The 19,463-nt window shown below is 61.7% G+C and carries 17 protein-coding genes and 1 pseudogene; 8 read left to right on the top strand and 10 right to left on the bottom strand.

Going from position 1 to position 19,463, the window contains the following annotated elements; all coding sequences use genetic code 11:
- Window positions 1–23: 23 nt before the first annotated feature.
- Both HUW53_RS00090 and HUW53_RS00085 read right to left on the bottom strand, forming a co-directional pair.
- A complete protein-coding gene (locus HUW53_RS00090) occupies window positions 24–1,253 on the bottom strand; it encodes an MFS transporter (RefSeq protein ID WP_237343705.1) in 1,230 nt (409 codons plus the stop codon).
- A gap of 16 nt (window positions 1,254–1,269) precedes the next feature.
- Window positions 1,270–1,716 (bottom strand): chromate resistance protein ChrB domain-containing protein, encoded by a 447-nt coding sequence (locus tag HUW53_RS00085; protein WP_237343704.1) that lies wholly within the window; start codon window positions 1,714–1,716, stop codon window positions 1,270–1,272.
- A gap of 120 nt (window positions 1,717–1,836) precedes the next feature.
- Here HUW53_RS00085 and HUW53_RS00080 point away from each other — a divergent pair, with 120 nt between their 5' ends.
- From HUW53_RS00080 to HUW53_RS00065, 4 genes are all read left to right on the top strand, one after another.
- Window positions 1,837–2,829 (top strand): chromate resistance protein ChrB domain-containing protein, encoded by a 993-nt coding sequence (locus HUW53_RS00080; protein ID WP_237343703.1) that lies wholly within the window; start codon window positions 1,837–1,839, stop codon window positions 2,827–2,829.
- A 166-nt stretch (window positions 2,830–2,995) separates the two neighbouring features.
- Complete coding sequence (locus tag HUW53_RS00075) at window positions 2,996–5,290, top strand: heavy metal translocating P-type ATPase (protein WP_237343702.1); 2,295 nt, start codon at window positions 2,996–2,998, stop codon at window positions 5,288–5,290.
- Window positions 5,291–5,568: 278 nt separating this feature from the next.
- A complete protein-coding gene (locus tag HUW53_RS00070; RefSeq protein ID WP_237343701.1) occupies window positions 5,569–6,210 on the top strand; it encodes a hypothetical protein in 642 nt (213 codons plus the stop codon).
- Window positions 6,211–6,213: 3 nt separating this feature from the next.
- On the top strand, window positions 6,214–7,281 hold the full coding sequence (locus HUW53_RS00065) for a helix-turn-helix domain-containing protein (protein WP_237343700.1): 1,068 nt from the start codon (window positions 6,214–6,216) through the stop codon (window positions 7,279–7,281).
- 48 nt (window positions 7,282–7,329) lie between these two features.
- Here HUW53_RS00065 and HUW53_RS00060 read toward each other — a convergent pair whose 3' ends face one another.
- The 8 genes from HUW53_RS00060 to HUW53_RS00025 all read right to left on the bottom strand — a co-directional run bounded on the left by HUW53_RS00060 (window position 7,330) and on the right by HUW53_RS00025 (window position 15,649).
- Window positions 7,330–8,475: a hypothetical protein gene (locus tag HUW53_RS00060; RefSeq protein WP_237343699.1), complete on the bottom strand. Its 1,146-nt coding sequence runs from the start codon at window positions 8,473–8,475 to the stop codon at window positions 7,330–7,332.
- A gap of 27 nt (window positions 8,476–8,502) precedes the next feature.
- Window positions 8,503–9,858, bottom strand: coding sequence for a site-specific integrase (locus HUW53_RS00055; RefSeq protein ID WP_237343698.1), 1,356 nt, complete (start codon window positions 9,856–9,858; stop codon window positions 8,503–8,505).
- A gap of 405 nt (window positions 9,859–10,263) precedes the next feature.
- Window positions 10,264–11,214, bottom strand: a complete 951-nt coding sequence (gene cas7c, locus HUW53_RS00050) for a type I-C CRISPR-associated protein Cas7/Csd2 (protein WP_237343697.1) — start codon at window positions 11,212–11,214, stop codon at window positions 10,264–10,266.
- A complete protein-coding gene (cas8c, locus tag HUW53_RS00045) occupies window positions 11,211–12,947 on the bottom strand; it encodes a type I-C CRISPR-associated protein Cas8c/Csd1 (RefSeq protein WP_237343696.1) in 1,737 nt (578 codons plus the stop codon). The genes cas7c and cas8c overlap by 4 nt, the downstream gene beginning before the upstream one ends.
- Complete coding sequence (cas5c, locus tag HUW53_RS00040) at window positions 12,944–13,633, bottom strand: type I-C CRISPR-associated protein Cas5c (protein ID WP_237343695.1); 690 nt, start codon at window positions 13,631–13,633, stop codon at window positions 12,944–12,946. Before cas5c ends, cas8c begins: the two co-directional genes overlap by 4 nt.
- Before the next feature lie 756 nt (window positions 13,634–14,389).
- Window positions 14,390–14,731 carry a DUF2946 family protein gene (locus HUW53_RS00035; protein WP_237343694.1) on the bottom strand — a complete coding sequence of 114 codons (342 nt, stop codon included), beginning with the start codon at window positions 14,729–14,731 and terminating at the stop codon, window positions 14,390–14,392.
- Window positions 14,732–15,041: 310 nt separating this feature from the next.
- Window positions 15,042–15,251: a P-loop NTPase family protein gene (locus HUW53_RS00030; protein ID WP_237343693.1), complete on the bottom strand. Its 210-nt coding sequence runs from the start codon at window positions 15,249–15,251 to the stop codon at window positions 15,042–15,044.
- A gap of 227 nt (window positions 15,252–15,478) precedes the next feature.
- A complete protein-coding gene (locus HUW53_RS00025) occupies window positions 15,479–15,649 on the bottom strand; it encodes a hypothetical protein (protein ID WP_237343692.1) in 171 nt (56 codons plus the stop codon).
- A gap of 15 nt (window positions 15,650–15,664) precedes the next feature.
- Between HUW53_RS00025 and HUW53_RS00020 the strand changes: the two are divergent.
- From HUW53_RS00020 to HUW53_RS00005, 4 genes and pseudogenes are all read left to right on the top strand, one after another.
- Window positions 15,665–16,498: pseudogene (locus HUW53_RS00020) on the top strand (integrase core domain-containing protein); the annotation flags it as partial.
- The gene (locus HUW53_RS00015) at window positions 16,405–16,866 is read left to right on the top strand and encodes a beta-barrel domain-containing protein (RefSeq protein ID WP_474001517.1); all 462 of its coding nucleotides are present in this window, start codon (window positions 16,405–16,407) and stop codon (window positions 16,864–16,866) included. The pseudogene HUW53_RS00020 and the gene HUW53_RS00015, both read left to right, overlap by 94 nt.
- A gap of 113 nt (window positions 16,867–16,979) precedes the next feature.
- Entirely contained in the window at window positions 16,980–18,077 is a 1,098-nt protein-coding gene (locus tag HUW53_RS00010; RefSeq protein WP_237343690.1) for a hypothetical protein, read from the top strand.
- Between the two features lie 14 nt (window positions 18,078–18,091).
- Window positions 18,092–19,463: lipase family protein (locus HUW53_RS00005; protein ID WP_237343689.1), on the top strand; the 1,372-nt coding region annotated here is incomplete at its 3' end.

The raw sequence follows: 19,463 nt of genomic DNA, 5'->3' as shown, positions 1-19,463 counted from the left end.
GCGCCGAAGGGTTGGCCAAGAGGTCACCGCTCTTCCGGCGGCCTGATGTGCCGGAAGGCCCAGAGCAGACCGAAATCATAGAGGATCTTCAGCACCCCGCAGAGAATGAATGGCCAGGCCTCATGGCCGGCGGCGAACAGGGCGCCGGCCATGGCCGGGCTCAAGGCCGCGGCAAGGCTGCGCGGCACCGAGGTGATGCTCGCCGCCGCCGCGCGCTCGGGCGGCGTCACCACTGCCATCACATAGGAGGAGCGGGTCGGAACATCCATCTGCGACAGAGCGGAGCGCACCAGCAGCAGGACGAGGGCCACCTCAAGGCTCGGCACCACCGCCGCGCCGATCAGGCAGAGGCTGGAGGGAATGTGGGTGAACACCATGGTGTTCACGAGCCCGATGCGTCGCGCGAGCCACGCCGCGACCGGGAAGGAGAAGGCGGACAGCACGCCGGAGATAAAGAAGAACGTGCCGGCTTCGGCGAGCGACAGGCCGAAGCGCGTGAACAGCCAGAGCGCGAGAAGCGACTGCACCGCGAGCCCGCCGGCAAACGCATCGATGGAGAACAGCGCCGCAAGCCGGTAGACGATGCCGCGCGACGGACCGAGGGCCGCGGCAGGCTTATCTTCGGTGGCGGAGGCACGCGGGATGCGGGCATAGAAGAGACCGCCGGCCACGCCTAGCAGCGCATAGAGCGTGAACATGGCTTCCAGCGCGCCGAGGCGTGAGATGCCGAACTCGGCCATCAGGTCCGGGCTCATGGCCGCCAGTGCGCCCACGGCGGCGGCGAGGGCCCCCACGAGGCTGTAGTGCGCGAAGGCCGAGGTCCGCGCCTTGTCGGCCACCAGATGGGACAGCGTCGCGTGCTCGATGGGCACGAAGATGCTGACCGAGCCGGACGACGGGTTGATGGTGCCGCAGAAGGCCACCAGCAGCACGGCCCCGTAGCTCGCCGACTGGGTGAAGACGAGCCCCGTCGCCACCATGAGGCCCGACGCGGCGATCAGCAGAGTGCGCGGGTCGATGCGATGGCCAAGGAAGCCGATGGCGAGGGTCATCAGCGCCGAGCCGAGGAGCGCGGTGGTTGCCACCACGCCGATCTCGAACGCGCCGAGCCCGAGGGCCGAGAGATAGACCGGCAACAGCACGGCGACGAAGCCGTCGCCGAAATCCCGAAGGGCCCGCGCCGCATAGAGAGAGGAGACGGGGGAGAAAAGGCCGCGGCCCTCTGCCGCCGGACTGTTCAGGACTTGGGACACGGCAGCCGCTCCCTCTTCAGGCCGCAGCCGGATACGTTGCACTCTTTCCGCCGGCCCAGGCGTAGAGCGCGTCGTAAATGACGAAGCCGCGCTTCAGGAGGTCATGGTCGTCCGGCGTCACCTCACGCAGCCCCTTGGAGATGGCGAGCAGGCCCGCCGACTGGGGCGTGAGGTCCAGCCGGCTGGTGTCGGCGCCGCGCACGATGTCGGCGAGGGCGACGATGGCCGGATCGCTCTGAAGGCCGTAGTGCGTCACGAAGGCGTCGAAGCTGCACTTGTCGCCCGCATGGCCGAACGCGACGCCGGGCACGTCGAACGGCGTAGCGCCGGTCTCCTCGGCCTGGCGGATCACATCCTCAGGCGGCGTGAACAGGAATTCGGGCGCCGCGTCGATGAAGCGCGCGATCAGCCAGGGGCAGGCGACGCGGTCGATGACCGGGCGGGCGCGGGTGATCCATTTCATGAGCCGTCTCCTTGCCTGGCGCGGCGGCTTCTGATCACCACCGGCCACACGGAGACGCTACGCCTGCATAATTAATGATACAAGTGTTGCATTTCAATATTGGAGTGATACGGTTTTCTCATGAGCGACGATGACGCCACTTCCGGGCAGCTTTGGCTGCTGCTGATCCACCAGCTCCCGACCAAGCCGGCCTACTTCCGCGTGAAGATCTGGCGGCGGCTGCAAGGCATCGGCGCCGTGGCCGTAAAGAGCTCGGTCTATGCCCTGCCGGCCTCGGCCGAGACCCAGGAGGATTTCCAGTGGCTCGTGAAGGAGATCGCGGCCGGCGGCGGTGAGGCGATGGTCTGCGAGGCGAGGCTCGTGGACGGCCTGACCGACGCCCAGGTGCGGGCCCTGTTCGACGCGGCGCGGGACACGGACTACACCGCGATCTCGGAGGAGGCCCGCGGCATCGCTGCCACGCTCGATGCGGACGCTGGGGCCGAGAAGCGCGCCGAGGTGCGCACCCAGACCGGCCGCCTGCGACGGCGGCTCACGGATATCGCCGCGCTCGATTTCTTCAGCGCCACGGGGCGGCTGGTTGCCGAGGGGCTCATCGCCGAGCTTGAAACCCGAACCGCGGAGGACACACCCATGGCATCCCCGCCTGCCGCCGTCCCGGCCATTTTCGATCCTCTCGCCGGCCTCAAGGGGCATGTGTGGGTGACGCGGCGCGACGTGCATGTGGACCGCATCGCCTGCGGCTGGCTGATCCGGCGCTTCATCGATCCAGATGCTCAGATCCGTTTCGTTCCTGGCAAGGGCTATGTGCCCAAACCCGAAGAGCTGCGCTTCGACATGTACGAGGGCGAGATCACCCATGAGGGCGATCGCTGCAGCTTCGAGGTGCTGCTCGGCCGCACCGGCCTTGCTGATCCCGCACTACAGGCCGTCGGTGAGATCGTGCACGACATCGACCTCAAGGACAGCAAGTTCGGCCGCGAGGAAGCCGGCGGCATCGCCAGCCTCATCACCGGCATCGTCTTGAGCGAACCCGACGATGCCCAGCGCCTCACCAAGGGCGCTGGAGTATTCGACACGCTCTACCAGTATTTCCGCGCCAGCCGCGCATGACCGAAACGAGGTCATCAGGGCAATCTGGATGGCGCCATCACGCTGCTGGTGAGTGCTCAGGGCATGTCTTCAGGAAGCGAGTTGCGCAGCCCCGGCGCGGTGGCATGTGACGGACCATCGGACTAACGTCCAGCCCGGTCAGGCGAGCATCGCCAGGGGGACCAGGATGGGACGTTTGCTCGACGAGCGCTTTTTGCGCAGGGCCCTCGCGGGGACGGCCCTGGTTGGGCTTCTCGGTGGCCTTGCCGCGTGGGCGCTGGGCCATGGGGCCGTCGCCGGCCTGATCTGGACGGCCGGCACCATTCCCGTCGTCGCCTGGCTCACCGTCTCCATCGTGCGGGACCTTGTCGCCGGACGCATGGGCGTCGATGCGGTGGCGCTCCTCTCCATGAGCGGCGCCATAGCGCTCGGCGAGAGCCTCGCAGGTTCGGTCATCGCGGTGATGTATGCCGGCGGAAACCTCCTTGAGGACATCGCCATTGCGCGGGCAGAGCGGGATCTGCGATCGCTGGTCGATCGGGCGCCCCACATCGCCCATCGCCGCACCGGAGAGACGATTGCGGACATTGCCATCGAGACCGTCGCGGTGGGCGACGTGCTGGTGGTGCGGGCCGGCGAGGTGGTGCCGGTGGACGGCCTCCTAATTGCCAATGCAGCCGCTTTGGACGAGGCGGCCCTGACCGGAGAGCCCATGCCGGTCGCGAAAGTGCGCGGCGCACCGGTGTTCAGCGGCACCGTCAATGCCGGCGAAACCTTCGAGATCCGCGCCACCGCAGCAGCCGGCGACAGCACCTATGCCGGCATCGTGCGCATGGTGACGGCGGCACAGACGGCGAAGGCCCCGTTCATCCGGCTCGCCGACCGCTATGCGCTGCTGCTGCTGCCGGCAACACTCGCCCTCGCGGGCCTGGCCTGGGCGCTGTCGGGCGATAAGATCCGCGCCCTCGCCGTGCTGGTCGCCTCGACGCCCTGTCCGTTGATCCTGGCGGCGCCAGTGGCCTTCATCGCCGGCATCTCCCGGGCGGCGCGGCTTGGCATTCTTGTCAAAGGCGGAAGCGCGCTGGAGGCGCTGGCGCGCACCCACACCGTCCTGTTCGACAAGACCGGCACGCTGACCGTGGGCGGCGCCCGTCTCGTCGCCGTGGAGACGGCGCCCGGCGAAAGTCCGGATGAGATCCTGCGGCTCGCGGCGTCGCTGGAGCAGGCCTCGCACCATGTGGTGGCGGAGGCCATCGTCCGTGCGGCTCGCGGGCGCGGCGTCGCGCTTGATCCGCCCGACGCGGTTCGCGAAGCCATGGGATCAGGCCTGGAGGGCCGGGTCGACAGGCGCCTGGTGAAGGCGGGATCGTATGAGCTCGTCTGCGGCGCCCGTCATCCCGAGCCGTGGGCGCTGCGGGCCCTGCGGCGCGCCGCCTGGCGATCCGCCCTCAGCGTCTTCGTCTCCGTGGATGGGCAGCTGAAGGGCGCCATCCTGCTGGCCGACGAGCTGCGGCGGGAGACGCCGCGCGCGGTCCAGTCGCTGCGGGCCGCGGGCGTGGCGCGCATCGTCATGCTGACCGGCGACAATGCGGAGGCGGCGGAGACCATCGGCGCCGCTTTGGACCTCGATTGCGTCCTCGCCAACCGAACCCCGGGCGACAAGCTGGAAGCGGTCGCGGTGGAGCAGCGGCTCAACCCCACGCTGATGGTGGGCGACGGCATCAACGACGCGCCCGCCCTCGCCGCCGCCGACGTGGGCATCGCCATGGGTGCGCACGGCGCCAGCGCTTCGTCCGAAGCGGCCGATGTGGTCATCCTCGTGGATCAGCTGGACCGGGTGTCGGACGCCGTGACGATCGCCAAGCGCACGCGGCGCATCGCGCTCGAGAGCATCGGCGTCGGCATGGGGCTGTCTTGCCTCGCCATGATCGCGGCCGCCTTCGGCTGGCTGTCGCCGGTCGCCGGTGCGCTGACCCAGGAGGCCATCGATTTCGCCGTCATCCTCAATGCCCTGCGCGCTTTGACGGCGGGTCACGGCTTCGGCCATCATGCGCTGAAGCCGGGGTTCACCCTCGCCCTTCAGCAGGATCACCGGGAGCTGGAGGCAACCCTCGACCGGATGCGGGAGATCGCCGACAGTCTCGACGATACCACCGGCGCGGCCGCCGTCGCCTTGATCCAGGAGGCGAGCACGCTGGTGACGACACAGATCGCAGCCCACGAGCGGCTGGACGAGGAGAGCATCTACCCGCAGTTGCGCGAAGTCCTGCATGACGGGGATGGTCTCGCCGCCATGAGCCGCGCCCACCGCGAGATCCTCCATCTCGCGCGGCTTCTGAGGCGCCTGGCGGACGGCCTCGGCGCGGACGATGCAGACCGCTATCTTATCCGCGACGCGCAGCGCATGGTGGAATCCATCGAGGCACTGGTGCGCATGCATAACGCGCAGGAGGAGGACATCTACGAGAACGTAGCGGCCTGAGCCTCGCAGCGAAGCCCCGGCACTTCATGCCAGACCTTGGCAGCTCAGCGCGCGAGTTTCTTGCTTCAGATCTTTGTAAGCACGGCGGTTACGAATATGAAGCTGCCCGCGAAGATCAGGCCCGCTATTGCGCTCAGTGGCAGGCCATGGCGGAGCATACCTTCATACAGAACTCTTCTTCGATCATCCGCCGCCCCCAACCACCCAACCAAGACAGTTGCACGCGATAATTTTTTCCTCCACAAATGAGGTCAAGAAAATTATCGTGGAGCGATTCGATGGCTGCGGTTCGCGTGCTTGCCGATCATCCTGAAGTTGATGCTCGCCTCGCCGAGTTCGGTGTCACGCGCCAGGCGCTGCTCGAGGTCGTGCGCGGCGTGGTCGCTGCGCGTGCCGACGCGATCGCCGATGATCCCGCTTCTGCTGAGGGGCTGCTCGCCTACATCTACGGCACCCGGTATGTGCGGCAACTTTTCCGGGCGATCGGCTGGGTCAATTATCGCGAGAACAACGTCGAATCCGTCAAGCATCCGGATAGCCCGCTCAAGGTGGTCTATCAAAGTGTCGACCATGCCGCCGACAAGTTGCACAGGCCGCAAGCGGTTTCCGGGAAAGGCTCCGGCGCCGACCGTATCATTGCGGTGGGACAGACCGGGCTGTTCCCCGAGGAAGAAATGTCCGCGGCGCGAGATCAGGGGCTGGCGGAGCTCCGGACCGGCGTATGGTTCTTCTGCGTGTCGGTTCAAGGTGATGAGATCCGCGCCGAGCTCTCTCTGCCTTCGGGCATTTCCGGCGGCAATTTCGAGGGCTTCATCGAGCGCATCTTCATCCTCGGCGGTGGTGAATGGCCGGCGGATGCCATCCTTGATAGCGATCGTCCGGACGGCATTCAGTTCGAGCCTGCTGTTTTGCGTCGCTAGGCCATGTTCAACATTGGCAGAATGGAGCTCGCGCGGAAGCGGCAGCGGTTGACCGCCAAGGCTCTCGCCGAGCAAGCCGGCATATCGCCGGTCACCCTGTCGCGTGTCGTCAACGGGCAGCAGGTTCCGGATGAAGACACTGTCGACGGCTTGGTGCGTGCGCTGGGATTTCCGCGGGAGTTCTTCTTCCGGGACGACGCGGCCCCGATCAGCGCTGATGCCGCCAGCTTCCGGAGCCTGACGGCGATGTCGGCGCGAGAGCGCGATGCGGCGCTCGCCGCCGGCTCATTGGCCTTCGAGATGTCAGCCTGGGTGCGGGAAAGGTTCGTTCTGCCGCAGCCGGACCTGCTCGACCTCAGCCATGAACGCGATCCCGCCGGAGCCGCACGTGCGCTACGCCAGCATTGGGCGATCGGCGAGCGGCCGATCTCCCATATGATCAAGCTGCTTGAGACGAAGGGCGTCCGCGTCTTCTCGCTGGCCGAGAACACGAAGAATGTGGATGCCTTTTCCTGCTGGCATGATGGTGAACCGTATGTCTTCCTCAACACCTTCAAGACCACGGAGCGCAGTCGGTTCGACGCTGCTCATGAGCTGGCGCACCTTGTCCTGCACAAGCATGGCGGTCCCAATCAAGGGCGCGCTGCCGAACTGGAGGCACATGCGTTTGCATCGTCGTTCCTGATGCCTCACGACGACGTCGTGGCGACGATCCCATTCGTCCGAAGCCTCGATCAATTGGTGCTCGCAAAGAGGCGGTGGGGCGTGTCCGTCGCTGCGCTTGCGCATCGCCTCCACCGGATCGGCCGGATCTCCGATTGGAACTACCGGACTTTCTGCATCCAGATAAACAAGCGGTTCGGCATCAACGAGCCTGACGGTCTCCCGCCAGAACGATCTGCAATATGGCAGCGTGTCCTCACAGAACTTTGGCGGGAAGGCGTGACGCGCCGGCACGTGGCGGCCCGCCTGGATATTCCTGAGGCAGAACTCGACAATCTTCTGTTCGGGCTTACCGGGGATGTGAATCCGCCATCCGTCGGTGGTTCGTCTCTCCGGCTAGTTCGGTGATTGTGCCTAGGGGGTTAAGCCTCCGAGATATCACGATTGGAAAAACGATCACGGTTGCTCGCTCACCGAACTTTCGGATGCATCACCTGTCCCGACATTGATCTCCATAAATGGAATGTCGAGCAAACTATCAAAATCAGCGGGTTCGGTGAGATATCGGAAACCCCACGGGCTTAGAAGGAGCAGGCTCCTCCGAGCCGGTTGCTCGAAACGAGGATCCCACAGTCCATCACGCTCGACTTGTTCCAAGAGTTTGAGCATTCGATCCTCGGGCAAAACAATCTCGTTAGGCGCGAACCCGGCATCCCACATGTAAGCAAGAAATTCCGCAGGCTGTCCGGCGGCTTGAGCCGTGAACACCGCCAATACCTTTCCGCCAAGCTGACCATTGATCGCTTCCTGTCGTTGAAATTCGGGCGTTGTTACCGGGGCTGGCGCTGAACCGGATATTGAGAATGTGTGCCGCTCTGGATCGGCATGGATAGTCCAGGGTGCTGGAAAATTTGCACTAAAGCGGCCGATGATTGTACGTGCCGGATGAAAAGAGCGGGTGGCTTCGGACATATAGGATCTATGGATGTCAAAAAAACCAACGCCTTTTGTAAGAGCCACATTGACCTCATCGAAAGTCAGCCGTGTCGCATGACCGCCGTTACGACGCCTGAGACGCAAGCCATCCTCCCAGATAACGTAATCGGCATGATAAATTCCATTACGAATATCGTCTCTAAAGGCCTCTTCCAGCACCGATGCAAGACCCGGCATGCCAATCGCATGCGCAGTTCTAGCTAGATCTCTGAACGTCGCATTTGCATTCGGCCCAATGACCCTAGATGGTTGCTGCCTTACTCGAACAAGATCTTGAAATGGCCAAAGCAAATAAGGTTTTAGCGTGACAATCCCCATCATATTCTTGAGGGTCTCATAGACGCCGCCCGCCTCAGCGAGCTGACAATAGAGAAACAGCAGGATACGAATTTCGGCCTTCGACCGTGGGCGGCTCTGTGCGGGGTGAGCGGAAATTTCCTCGAACACTTCGTGCGCTGTGATCGTAGTAGCCCAGCCGGCGTCCTGCATGCCGCGGAATTCTCCGCCGAGCGAAGCGGCAAAGTCGAGTTCGTTGATTCTCCGAGCGAACGCCAACAGATATGAAAGATGCCGAGATAATTTCCTGAGATAAATCTGCGCTTCCATAATTGGTTCAACTTCAGTTTTGGCAGGCTAGTGTTCATGTGCATCCGATTGTTCGCTCTGAGCTGACACCTCACTCCGGCCTGCCAGTGCTTCAGCAATCTTTCCCGAAATCCGATTGGCCGCGCGACGCGAAGGATCATGTTGCACATGCGCGTAGATCGCCGTTGAGCGTGCATTCGCATGGCCAAGGATGGCTCCTGTCAGGGGTAACCCTTCGCCATAGGAGACGGCGGTGGACCCCATAGTATGCCTCAGCGTATGGGGGGTAACGCCAGGTAGTTCCGCTTTCGCGACGACCCTGGTCCAAACGCCCTTTGTTCCCTGAAAATGGCCATCTCCCCGTTCCGCCGGGAATACGAAGTCGGAACCCGGCTTCCTTGTAATGCCACGCAGCAGCACGATTGCAGCCGCGCCGAGCGGCCGAATGGACTTTCCAGTCTTGCTGTCGTCCAAAACGAGAAGGCCGTGCTCGAAACTCACCTCATTCCATCGCAGCGCGGCGATCTCGTCGCGACGACAGCCGGTCAAAGCCCACAGGCGTGCAATGTTCAATGCTTTGGCGTTGACTCCCTCCAGTTCCAGCGCGTCGAACGCCTTGCCGAGACGACTGACCTCCTCGAGCGTCAAATACCTATCGCGCCTGTTGTCGGATTTTTTCACAGCAGCGATGTCGCAAGGATTGGAGGACACGATCTTGCGCCGCACAGCAAAGCTAAAAACGGCGGAGAGATCCTTTACGACCTTCCGCGCGGCTCCCTCGCCGCCGCGAACGATGATGCGTTTGCGAAACCCGATTTTCTCATCCTTGGCGGTCTTGCCGTTGGTCACATCCCGCACGAAGCGTTCGATCTCACCAGCACCAACCTCCGACACGCGCTTTCGTCCGAGCAGCGGCACGACATGGTGCCGTAAACGCGCGATCGTGTAAGCCTTGGTGCGGGGCTTCATGGCCTCGCCCTGCCGAATGCCGCGCTGAACGAAGCAGCCTTCTTCTTCGTAAAGGTCGATCAGCTCGGCCATCAGCATTTCGCGACGCTTTGTCTGAAGCTCGCCAGCAGGATCCTCACCTTTCGCGGCTGCGCCGAGCAGAATCTTCGCCTTCTTGCGTGCCTCGTCGACGGTCAAGTTTCCATAGCGGCCGACTGTCTGGAAACGCTTCGGCGCGTTCCGCCCGCCGCCGTTGGCGCGGTATCGAATGATGAACGTCTTCGATCCGCTCGGGTCCGTTCGGACCCCAAACCCGGATAACTCGCTGTCCCAAACGAAGCAACGCTCACCGTTCGAGACGATGCTGTCGACCACCTTCTTTGTGAGCCTGACGGCGTTTTCTCTTGCCATTCCCGTGCCTTTCGATAGGTCGATGCCATCGAAGTTGGTGACCACCTGGTGACCACCGTGACGGAAAATCTCATACCATGCCAGAAAGGCCAATATCAATAAGTCACTGAATAATATTGACTTTCACAACTCCGTCCAACTGAGGAAAACCCCGGATAACCCCCTCTCCAATTTTGCCAAGGTTGGGGTCGTGGGTTCGAATCCCATCGCCCGCTCCAAATTTCAAAAAGAAAATTAGGCTCCCAGCCGGCATCCTCCGGGGTGTTCCGGGCTTTGCGGATTCCGATTGTCACTTCCGGTAGGACCGTGACGGCCAATGGCGGATGTGGCGTGGCAAATCGCTCCATGCCATGTGGCGGACGGCGTGCACGGTCGGCTTTGGATCCGCGCATCAGCTTTCCGCCTACCGACGGCCTCCCATCGGCTCTCACGACATGCCGCGGGCGCCGATCATAGGACGTCCACCACCTCGACGCCGGCAGGCAGACCGTCCTGTTGCAGGATCACCTCATAGTCCGCGAACTTGCGGGTGGGGGGGAAATTGGATGTTCGCGGATCGTCGAGGTCGTAGAGGGCGCCCTCGAAGCGGCGTTGGACCGTGACGCGTTCGAACAGGCGGGCGGCCGGCGCATTGCCGAGGGCACATGCATGCCGGAAGGCGATGACCCTCCGGCTTTCCATCTCGCCCCGCGCGGCGGAGCGGTCGTGCTCGAACATCACCTTCAGCGCCTCGAACAGATGCTCAAGGTCCCCCGCATCAAAACCGGTGCGTTCGGCGAGCTTCGCATTGATGAAGAGATGGGCGCGGTAAAGGCCGTAGGGCACCATATGCTTACGGCCCATGGTGCGGTGCTCGGTGCGCGCGTCGCCGAGACTCCGGTCACGGTCGCCGAACTCCTTCTCGCTGGTCGCGGCCATGCGGGTGATGGAGATTTCCAGCGGCAGGATCTTGTCCACCGAGGTGGCGAAGGTGACCTGTACCGGCCCGCGCACCTGTCCGGCATTGACGCCGGTGCTCATCACCGCACCAAACGTGCGGACGTCGAAGAAGTTCTCGCACATGAAGCGTGTCAAGGCCCGGCTTTCCTCTTCCCCCTTGGGATTGAGGCGCGTGTCCTTGTCCACCTTGGCGTCGTTAGGGCGCACCGCCCGGTAGGCTTCCCGGTGCCGCTGATTGAGGACGGCGCCTTCCTGCACATAAATGCGGTAGCCGGGTTCGTCGCCCCTGGCGAGCTCCGTGTAGTTGCGGATCTTGCGCTTCAAGGACACGTCGGACACGAGACCGTGGCCCGTCTCCGGATCGATGCGCGGCAAGTTGCCCGCGTCGGGGTCGCCATTGGGATTGCCGTTGGTGACATCGAACAGGAATACGATGTCGTAGCGGTTCGCGAGCGCCGTCATTCCGCCGCCTCGGCGAACGGCATGTCCGCGGGTGCGTGGATCGCGTCATGGCGCTGGTGATAGTAGCCGAGGGCAAACAGCGCCTGGCTGCGGTCCGGCAGGCTGACGGGAAACGGATTTTCTCCGGGGGCCATCAATTCCATGATCCCACCGATCTGCCGCTCGAAGTCAAAGCGGCGCGCGGGATTGTGCTTGCCGACCCTGGCCAGATGATTGACCGCACTCGAATCAATATATGGAAACACCTTGCGCGGCTGGGCCGAGGCAGTGCCATAGAACTTGTCCTTGACGGTGGCGTGCAGCCCCGGCCCCAGCGCCGCCAACTGGATCTGTTCATAAACCGCGAACAGACGCCCGAGAAGATAGCCGGAATCCTTGCATGCGTGATCGAGCGACATGGGAGCCTCCATGCGGAAATTCTTGATGAGAATCGACTTCAGAATGGCCACGCGCAGCGCATTGACGTCGTGATCGGCGCGCAGGCGCGTGATGAGGGACGACAGCAGGGTCAGGGGATAGGGCGCGCCGGTGAGGATGGCGCGCATCCACTCCCCCGCAAGGTTGGGCTGGATGTTCTCCGATTTGCGCAGCACCGCGGTTTCCACCAGCAAGCGCCACATGGAGGGCGCCGCATCCTTCGGTCCCGGCAGGATCCGCAAGCGCGCATGGTGCGCTGCGAAGCGGTGCAGGATGACCGCGAAGTCCTCCTGCACATAAAAGCGGAGGGACAGGCGCGCGGCATTCGGCGCAAGGCCGATGACATGCAGGCGCACCCCTTCCGGAACCGCGCGAAGCGCGCCTGTGGCGAACGCCTCGAGGGCCGCCGTTCCCGCCGGCGTCCCTGCCGTGTCGTCGAGGCCGAAGACCGAGGCCGTGAAAGCCTCGGCCGCAGCGGCGGCCGCGCTGTCCTCGGCCTCCGCCCAGAACACGGTCGAAGCGTCGCCGATCTGGATGCGATGGCCGCTGTCCGGTTCCAGAAAGTGGTTCAACGCCGTGCAATAGGCGAAAGCGGCGGCTTCCGATATCGGGGCGTTGTCCCCCTGCTCGTGGCCGTAGGAGGTGAAGGCATCGAGGTTGAACGACACGATGGACGCCCCGGAGGACTGCGCGCCCCACACGCCCTTGATGGTGGGATGCAGGCGGGCCACCGGCCCGCGCCGCCCAGTGATGAGGCATAGCCCCTGCGGGCGGTCGTCGCTCAGGCACAGGCGCGCCCAAGCCTCGCGGGCAGCGGGGCGGTCGTGGAGGTGGAGGCCGGCGGCGCGGTCACGGTCGAGGGCAAAGACCACGTTGTGGTCCATCATCTCTTGCGGCCACCCCAGTTCCGCGAACAGCGGGGGCCGCCACCAGGCGATGAAGCCCAGAAACGCGCGCAGCCCGGCATCGTCACTTCCGCCGAGCCACGCGCGGTGCCGCTGGGCAAACGCCTCGTGCTCCTGCGCGACGCGCCTCCCCGCGCCGGCGGTGACACCGAGCGTGTAGGCTGTCTTGTCCCACAAGAAGTTAGGGGCAATCGCAGAGGTCCGCTTGCCCGGCTGGGGCACCGCCATCAGCCCCGCCACCCGCCGATTTCCCGTTCCCTGACGCAGATCAATCGGTGCGCCGACCGGCATGCCGGTCGCGTCGAGGCAAATGAGAAAGCCGATTTTCTCCTGGGAAAAGCCGAACGCCGGCACCTCTCCACGGGCCGCCATGCGCTCATAGGCCCGAACCAAAGCGGCAAGCGCGCTCATCGCAGCACCTCCGGAGAGTCGGGGGCGGGAATCCGCAGCACCCCGTCGTGCAGCACGGCGCGAAAGAACAATGGCCCCCGGTCACCCGCGTGATCGATGTCGTAGAGCATGCAGCCAAGGTCCCGCGCATGGCCGAAGCCCAGGTCCGCCGTTCGCAGCCGCGGCGCCTCCAGCGGCGCATCGGGCTCGATCAGTTCGAAATCCGCCGGAAATTCGCGCATGCCCAGGCAGGGCTGATGAAAGCACTGCCCCCGCCGCGCCCGGCGGCTGAAGGTATCTAAATGCTTAGCGGAATTGTCCCCGGGTCCCGCGCGCGCGGTCATCTCGAAATGAGCACAGATGATGTAGCTGACGTCGCTCAGCACCATGGCGGCGCGTTGCTGGCGATGCTCCTCCACCACCAGCATGAGGTCGGAAAGGTCATCCTTCCGCAGGGCGCTCGCCACGGCCCGCATCTGCATCTTCGCACCCACCTCGTTGCGGCGGATGGACTGGAACCGGATGGGCTTCAACACGTGGATCTCGTCCACCACCCAGCAGATGGCGGGCTTCCAGTGGATGGCCTCCAGAATCCCGCGGGCAGCCGAAGGCGTCATGACGTCATAGGACACCCGCTCGACCTTCATTTCCGGCCGGGTGAAGCATGCCCGTTCACCCCTGACCTTCAGGCGAACCCCGAATCCCATAGTCAGGCCTCCCTAATGTGCGCGTGCGCCAATGGGCGCCGCGAAACCGTCGCGCGCCGGCCCCGGAGGGCGCGAACCGGCCCCACGCCCGCAGCACGATCGCGGCCACACGGGCGGCGGCAGGTCGAATCTTCAACGTCATCACCGGTTTGGACAAACATGCCGAAGCTCTGTCGAATGCGCATGGAAAGAGGCCGACATTGACCACCGCTCCACGCGCCGCCCGCCGACGGGCACCCGAGGCGGGTGGAGATCGAGGCGGATTGAAGACACTGAGACGCGCGGGCGCGCCTCAGATGGCCGCACACGTTCCACCGGCCGCGATCGGCGAGGCGGGTGGAACGTGTGTCTTATTCATCAAGCGCACAGCTTTGTATGAAGGAGTTTCAATCCACGCGTCCCTTGTGGGATGCGGCAACAGGACAGTCCACGTCGTCACAGAGTCCCTCGTTTCGATCCACGTCCCCAACCGGAGACGACCAGGTCAACGTGCCTGTCCTAGTGCTGATCCAGATCGCCGCTCTACCCCTCAAAGCGCATTTGGACTTGGTCATTTTGTCCGACGTCTTGAGTACGGGACGACAATAGGGAACAGATCAACCGGACGCTGAGCGACGGCTGCACATGGCGACGCGGCAGCATGGGTACGCTGCACATGGAATCGAGACGAACAGATCCGGCACCATCCAAGCGCGCACTGACACTCGGGGCACGGCAGGCCTCTGGGGCGGCCTCGGTGCGAGATGCGGACTGGGGTCAGGCCGCGCGCGGAGGGCCTTGGGAGCAACGGGGCTCGCGACGGCCATCCCCGGCGATGAAAACGGACGCGCGGGGCACCTCGACACGGGAGGCGATCCCAACCGAGCGGTTCGCGAGGAACACTCTTTCGGGGAGCGTGGGGGTAAGGTGGGCGAACGCGCAGAGGACGCAGCATACCGCATGATCCGCCGTTCCGCCGTCGTCTCCCCCGTCCCCGCTCGCGCTGTTGGCGGTCAGGCACAGGGCATTGGCGGCCGACGACGCAAACGCCATGCGCTCGGCGGCGAACCCGGTGAGCACGACCTGCAGCAGGAGCGCATAGGCTATCGCGATGCTCAATGCACCCCGTCCCAAGCTCCGCCCTTGTCGTTGGCCAGTCACCGCCGTTCCACCTCACGCGTCAGCATGTGCTCATATTCAAAAACCACATTTGGCGCCCGCATGCAAAAAAGTTCCACCGCCGACGATGTTGGCGGGGAGCCGCACCGCTCGTCAGGTCCCGGCCTTGCGCCCCCGCCCCGCCGTTCGTACCCACGGGCGCGATACGACACATGGGCCGGCTGCCGCTACAGCAGCACCAGCCGCGACGACCACATGGCCCACAAGGACAAGCCGCCGAAAACGGCAAACCCGCCGCCGGCGAGCAGCGTCAGGCGATAGCGCAACCCTGGCATCCGCGGCGATGACCACCTGCGGGTCGTTGATGAGCGCGCACAATGGCGATCCGCTGAACCTCGCCTCCCGACACCATTTCCACCGGAAAGCCGGCGCGATGTTCCACCCCGAATTCACCGAGAAGGCCCATGGCCCGCTCCTTGAGCCTGCGATAGGGCTGGTCCGTCGGATCGGCGGGCAGCATCACGTTTTCCAGCGCCGTGATGCCCACGCACCGGGTTGAAGCGCTGAAAGACGAAGCCGAAGGTCTTGCGTCGAACATCGACCAGAAAGAGGAAACGGCCGGGGGCAAGGTTCCCGGCCTGCGCCCCCGGCCCCCACCGACGCTTCTGCGGGCGGGACGTCGGCGTCCGCCATCAAGGTGCAATTGGCAGCCGCGGAGGTCGCCCCAGAGCCGCGCCTGCGCCTTTCTCACGCCGCGAAGGCCTCTCGGCGAAACGCGGCGCCAAAGAGAAGCACGGAACCGACCAGCGCGACGAGAGCCGAAAAGACCAGGAGCAGGCCGAAGGTCCGCCCCTTGCGCCGCAGCAATGAGGAGACCGCGAAGTCGAGGAGATAGCGGCTGCGGTCCAGCGCGCTCATGGAGCGACCGTCCCGACCGGCCCGAAGGACCCCAGGTTGACGGTCCTGTCCCTGGAGGATGAGGCGATCGTCGTCGCCTTCCGCAGGCACACCTTGTTGCCGCTCGACGACTGCCTCTACGCCCTGCAGGCGACGATCCCCCACCTGACCCGCTCGTCGCTGCATCGATGCCTGCAACGCCACCGCATTTCAAAGCTCCCCGATGTGGCGGGCGACAAGCCGGCCGAAGGCAAGTTCAAGGCTGCCCGATCGGCTTCTTCCACATCGACATCGCTTAAGGTGCAGACGGCGCAAGGCAAATTGTATCTGTATGTCGGCATCGACCGCACCTCGAAGTGCGCCTTTGCCCAACTCGTCGACAAGGCCACCACGGCGACGGCACGCGCTTTCCTCGATGCGCTGGTGGTCGGCGTTCCCTACAGGACCGAGATCGTTCTGAGCGACACCGGCATCCAGTTCGCGGACCTGCCGAAGAACCGATCCGGTCCGACCGCCATGTGGCGCGGGCATCCCGTTGATCGCGCGTGTCAGGCTCATGGCATCGAACACCGGCTGACAAAGCCCAGGCATCCCTGGACCAATGGGCAGGTTGAGCGGCTGAACCGCAAGCTCAAGGAGGCGAGCGTCAAGCGCTTCCACTATCACGACCACGAACAGCTTCGAGCCCATCTCCAAAGCGTCGTTGCCGCCTAAAACTTCGCCCGCCGCCTCAAGACCCTGAAGGGGCTTACGCCCTACGAATTCATCTGCAAACGATGGACAATAGAACCCGAGAGATTCATCATCAATCCAATCCATCAAATGCCGGAACTAAACACCAAGGGCGGCTGGAGATCGAGGCGGAGCTGATGAACCGGGACGTGGGGTTTGTGCACGCGGGGCAGGAGGCGGAAGTGAAGGTGGAAGCCTTCACCTACACCCGCTACGGGCTGCTGCATGGGGTTGTGGAGAGCGTGAGCCGGGACGCGGTGACCGGCGGGCCGGCGCCGCGCCCGGGCGAAGCCGCCGCCGACGAGACGGTCCGCCAGGCGCGCCAGCCCACTTATGTGGCGCGGCTTTCGGTGCGGGAGAGCGGCCTTGAGACGGAACAGGGCTTCCGCCCCCTGGAGGCGGGCATGTCCGTGACCGCCGAGATCAAGACCGGCCGCCGCCGCATCCTCGACTTCCTCCTCTCCCCCCTCCTCAGATATGCCCATGAAGGGGGAAGGGAGAGGTGAAATCGAAATGTTGGATTCAATAGATAATAGGACTGGAGCGGCAAATGAGATACACACGGCGTGTCCTGTTGGGACTTTCCGCGGCAACAATGTTTTCGGGGGGGATAGCTGCCATGATTCTGAATGATAAGAGAAAAAATAAAAATGAGTATATAATATCGAGAAGAAAAATAAATCTTGATGGGCAGCCTATTATTTGCTCATTAAGCCCAGATGGACGCATGATCGCGCTTGTATTTGATTCACATAAAGAAATATATGTTATCAATTTAGAATCTGGTGATGCGTATAATACTGGCATTGTAGGGCGCGGCGTTAACAGCACGCTGAGCTGGAGCATGGGCGGAGATGCGCTATGTTATGCATCCGGACAGCATGTATCTATATATGATATTAAAGCACTTAATATAGTAAATGAATTTTATATTAAAAATAATATTCGCATAAAGTATTCATCTCAAATATCGGCTGATTTAAAAAATATTTATTTTTCGCCTTTGATTTCCAGTGCCGACTATATATTGGGTTCGATGTCGTTGCGTGAAGATAAAATAGACATTATTGCATATAAAAATCCTAAGGACATTGAAAGTTATGGCGGGTGTTTTTATTTCTCTGGTGATTTCACCGGTTTTTCCACCATTTCGTGGCGCACGAGTCGTGCCGAGGGTAGGCATGAGAAAATTTTATATGCAAATTTTGTTGATTTTTCAAAAGAAGGTGTTCGCAGGTTTGATCTAGAGCTCAAGGTTGATATGGTTAATGGCGTAAATAATTCTGGTATAATGCGCCAAATTCCCGATAATTGTATGCATTCTATTCCTCATAATTTATATGTTGTTTTTTTTGGATCGGGTGTAATTCTAGATTCGAGAAAGGTGGATTATTCACTGGATTCATCTATATTTGTATATGATGACGAAAAAAAATTAATATCTAAATTTGGAGGCTATGGAGCGATCGAGGGAAACCATATAAATGGATTTTATGTTCACCCGCAAAAGCCCGTCGCAGTGACAACTGCATCTGCATCCACGAATCAGGGTTTGTTTTCCGGTGGACTGGTGACTTTATGGGATCTTCGTACCGGTGAAGCCCTACAGCGTTTGGATGTGGCGCGAAATGTTTGGCTTCCAATGTTTTCGAAATCGGGTCTTGTACTGACTACGATTACGGGAAACACGCTTAATGTCTATGATGTTAACATTTAGGTCGGAGCTTCCATATGCCTGCAAAAATATCCACCGTCGCACTTGCGAAGCTTAGTGCATCTGTGTACTCGGGTCGACGCATTGAGCTGCCATTTGGGTATAGTAAGAATGAAAAATTTACTTTTTCAAAAGACGGAATGACTGTCACTGCGTTCTCATCTTGGCGAGATAATAATACTATATTTGTTTTCACGGGGACGGATGTTAATGGGGCGTCTGCGCGGGATCAATTGAGAGATGATGCGAAAATATTTCTCGGCCGAGATGATGCGCAGTCGTTATTGAATGCAAAATATTATGGAATAGAAGCAAAATCTGCGCTCGACGGGGGCGGTAGTGTTATTCTTATCGGGCATTCGCTCGGTGGCGCGCATGCAGCCGTGGCTGCATCCGCATTGAATGAATTTCTATTAGATAGTGGAGCCGTGGCATCTAAATTGGATCTCGGATCTAGGGTTAGTGCTGTGGCTTTTGATGCGCCATTTATGAATTCAAGCTATTTCGATGGACAAAAATACTTTAATATATACAATATCGTGTCGTCCGCTGATCCTGTATCCGCGGTTACTGCAGCGCTTGGATATTCGTTTCCCGGTGAAGTTAATTATGTGGCGACGGGTGCAGATCCGCGTTACATAGCCGAAAAAATTCAGGCCGCAACGTCATATGCAAATTATGGTACGTTTAATAATTTTGCTTATTCATTGGCGGCTTCCGATTATTCATTGGCTGCTTCAGAAGCGCTAAAGGGCCATGGTATCGATTCCATGGTATCTGCTCTGGAGGCGATGAACGCGTCGTTCGGCCGGCCGATCGAGCCTGGAGAAATTCATCTAACCGGAGATGATGTAACATTATATGATTTAATATCAACTGAACCGGCCGCGAGAACATCCGTTGACGTGCTGAGGTTGGTTGCAGCGGCAATTTTGCACGCGGGCTTTGGCAATGGTGTCGTTGGTCAATCTGAACTCGAAGGATATATGTATTATAATTATTTTGATCGGTTTGCGAATGGATATTCTTTTAACGCGGTTTATAATTATGTTGATGCTATACTGAGCGGCACCAACGCCGTTGAACTCACCTTCACATCCTCCTGGGGTGGGGATGTGACGAGCAGCATCGACTGGTCGTCGCCGAACGTTGAGTCCTACATCTCCCCGGACGCCGTAAATTCCGCGCTCGGCTACGGTTCGTTCTCTGACCTTTCGAATATCTCCTCCACCGGTCCGAACCTTGGCGGCTACGTGCCCGGCTATGCGGCGCCTTCGGGCGGTGGGAGTAGTCTTGGCGGCGGCGGCATGAGCGGCTGGGGCAATTTCGAGTATGGATCGGGCGGCGGATTCAGCATGTCCGGCGGTGTCAGCTTCTCGTTCCCGGTGG

Origin of the sequence: Xanthobacter agilis (assembly GCF_021730435.1) — a bacterium.
In the GTDB taxonomy this organism is placed as follows: Bacteria; Pseudomonadota; Alphaproteobacteria; order Rhizobiales; family Xanthobacteraceae; genus Xanthobacter; species Xanthobacter agilis.
This window is presented reverse-complemented; position numbering and strand designations above follow the sequence as displayed.

Coding starts and splice junctions, on each gene's coding strand:
- HUW53_RS00085 (WP_237343704.1), bottom strand. CDS start 1,716: ATGAAATGGATCACCCGCGCCCGCCCGGTCATCGACCGCGTCGCCTGC.
- HUW53_RS00080 (WP_237343703.1), top strand. CDS start 1,837: ATGAGCGACGATGACGCCACTTCCGGGCAGCTTTGGCTGCTGCTGATC.
- HUW53_RS00075 (WP_237343702.1), top strand. CDS start 2,996: ATGGGACGTTTGCTCGACGAGCGCTTTTTGCGCAGGGCCCTCGCGGGG.
- HUW53_RS00070 (WP_237343701.1), top strand. CDS start 5,569: ATGGCTGCGGTTCGCGTGCTTGCCGATCATCCTGAAGTTGATGCTCGC.
- HUW53_RS00065 (WP_237343700.1), top strand. CDS start 6,214: ATGTTCAACATTGGCAGAATGGAGCTCGCGCGGAAGCGGCAGCGGTTG.
- HUW53_RS00060 (WP_237343699.1), bottom strand. CDS start 8,475: ATGGAAGCGCAGATTTATCTCAGGAAATTATCTCGGCATCTTTCATAT.
- cas7c (WP_237343697.1), bottom strand. CDS start 11,214: ATGACGGCGCTCGCGAACCGCTACGACATCGTATTCCTGTTCGATGTC.
- cas8c (WP_237343696.1), bottom strand. CDS start 12,947: ATGAGCGCGCTTGCCGCTTTGGTTCGGGCCTATGAGCGCATGGCGGCC.
- cas5c (WP_237343695.1), bottom strand. CDS start 13,633: ATGGGATTCGGGGTTCGCCTGAAGGTCAGGGGTGAACGGGCATGCTTC.
- HUW53_RS00030 (WP_237343693.1), bottom strand. CDS start 15,251: ATGCTGCCCGCCGATCCGACGGACCAGCCCTATCGCAGGCTCAAGGAG.
- HUW53_RS00025 (WP_237343692.1), bottom strand. CDS start 15,649: ATGAGCGCGCTGGACCGCAGCCGCTATCTCCTCGACTTCGCGGTCTCC.
- HUW53_RS00015 (WP_474001517.1), top strand. CDS start 16,405: ATGGACAATAGAACCCGAGAGATTCATCATCAATCCAATCCATCAAAT.
- HUW53_RS00010 (WP_237343690.1), top strand. CDS start 16,980: ATGATTCTGAATGATAAGAGAAAAAATAAAAATGAGTATATAATATCG.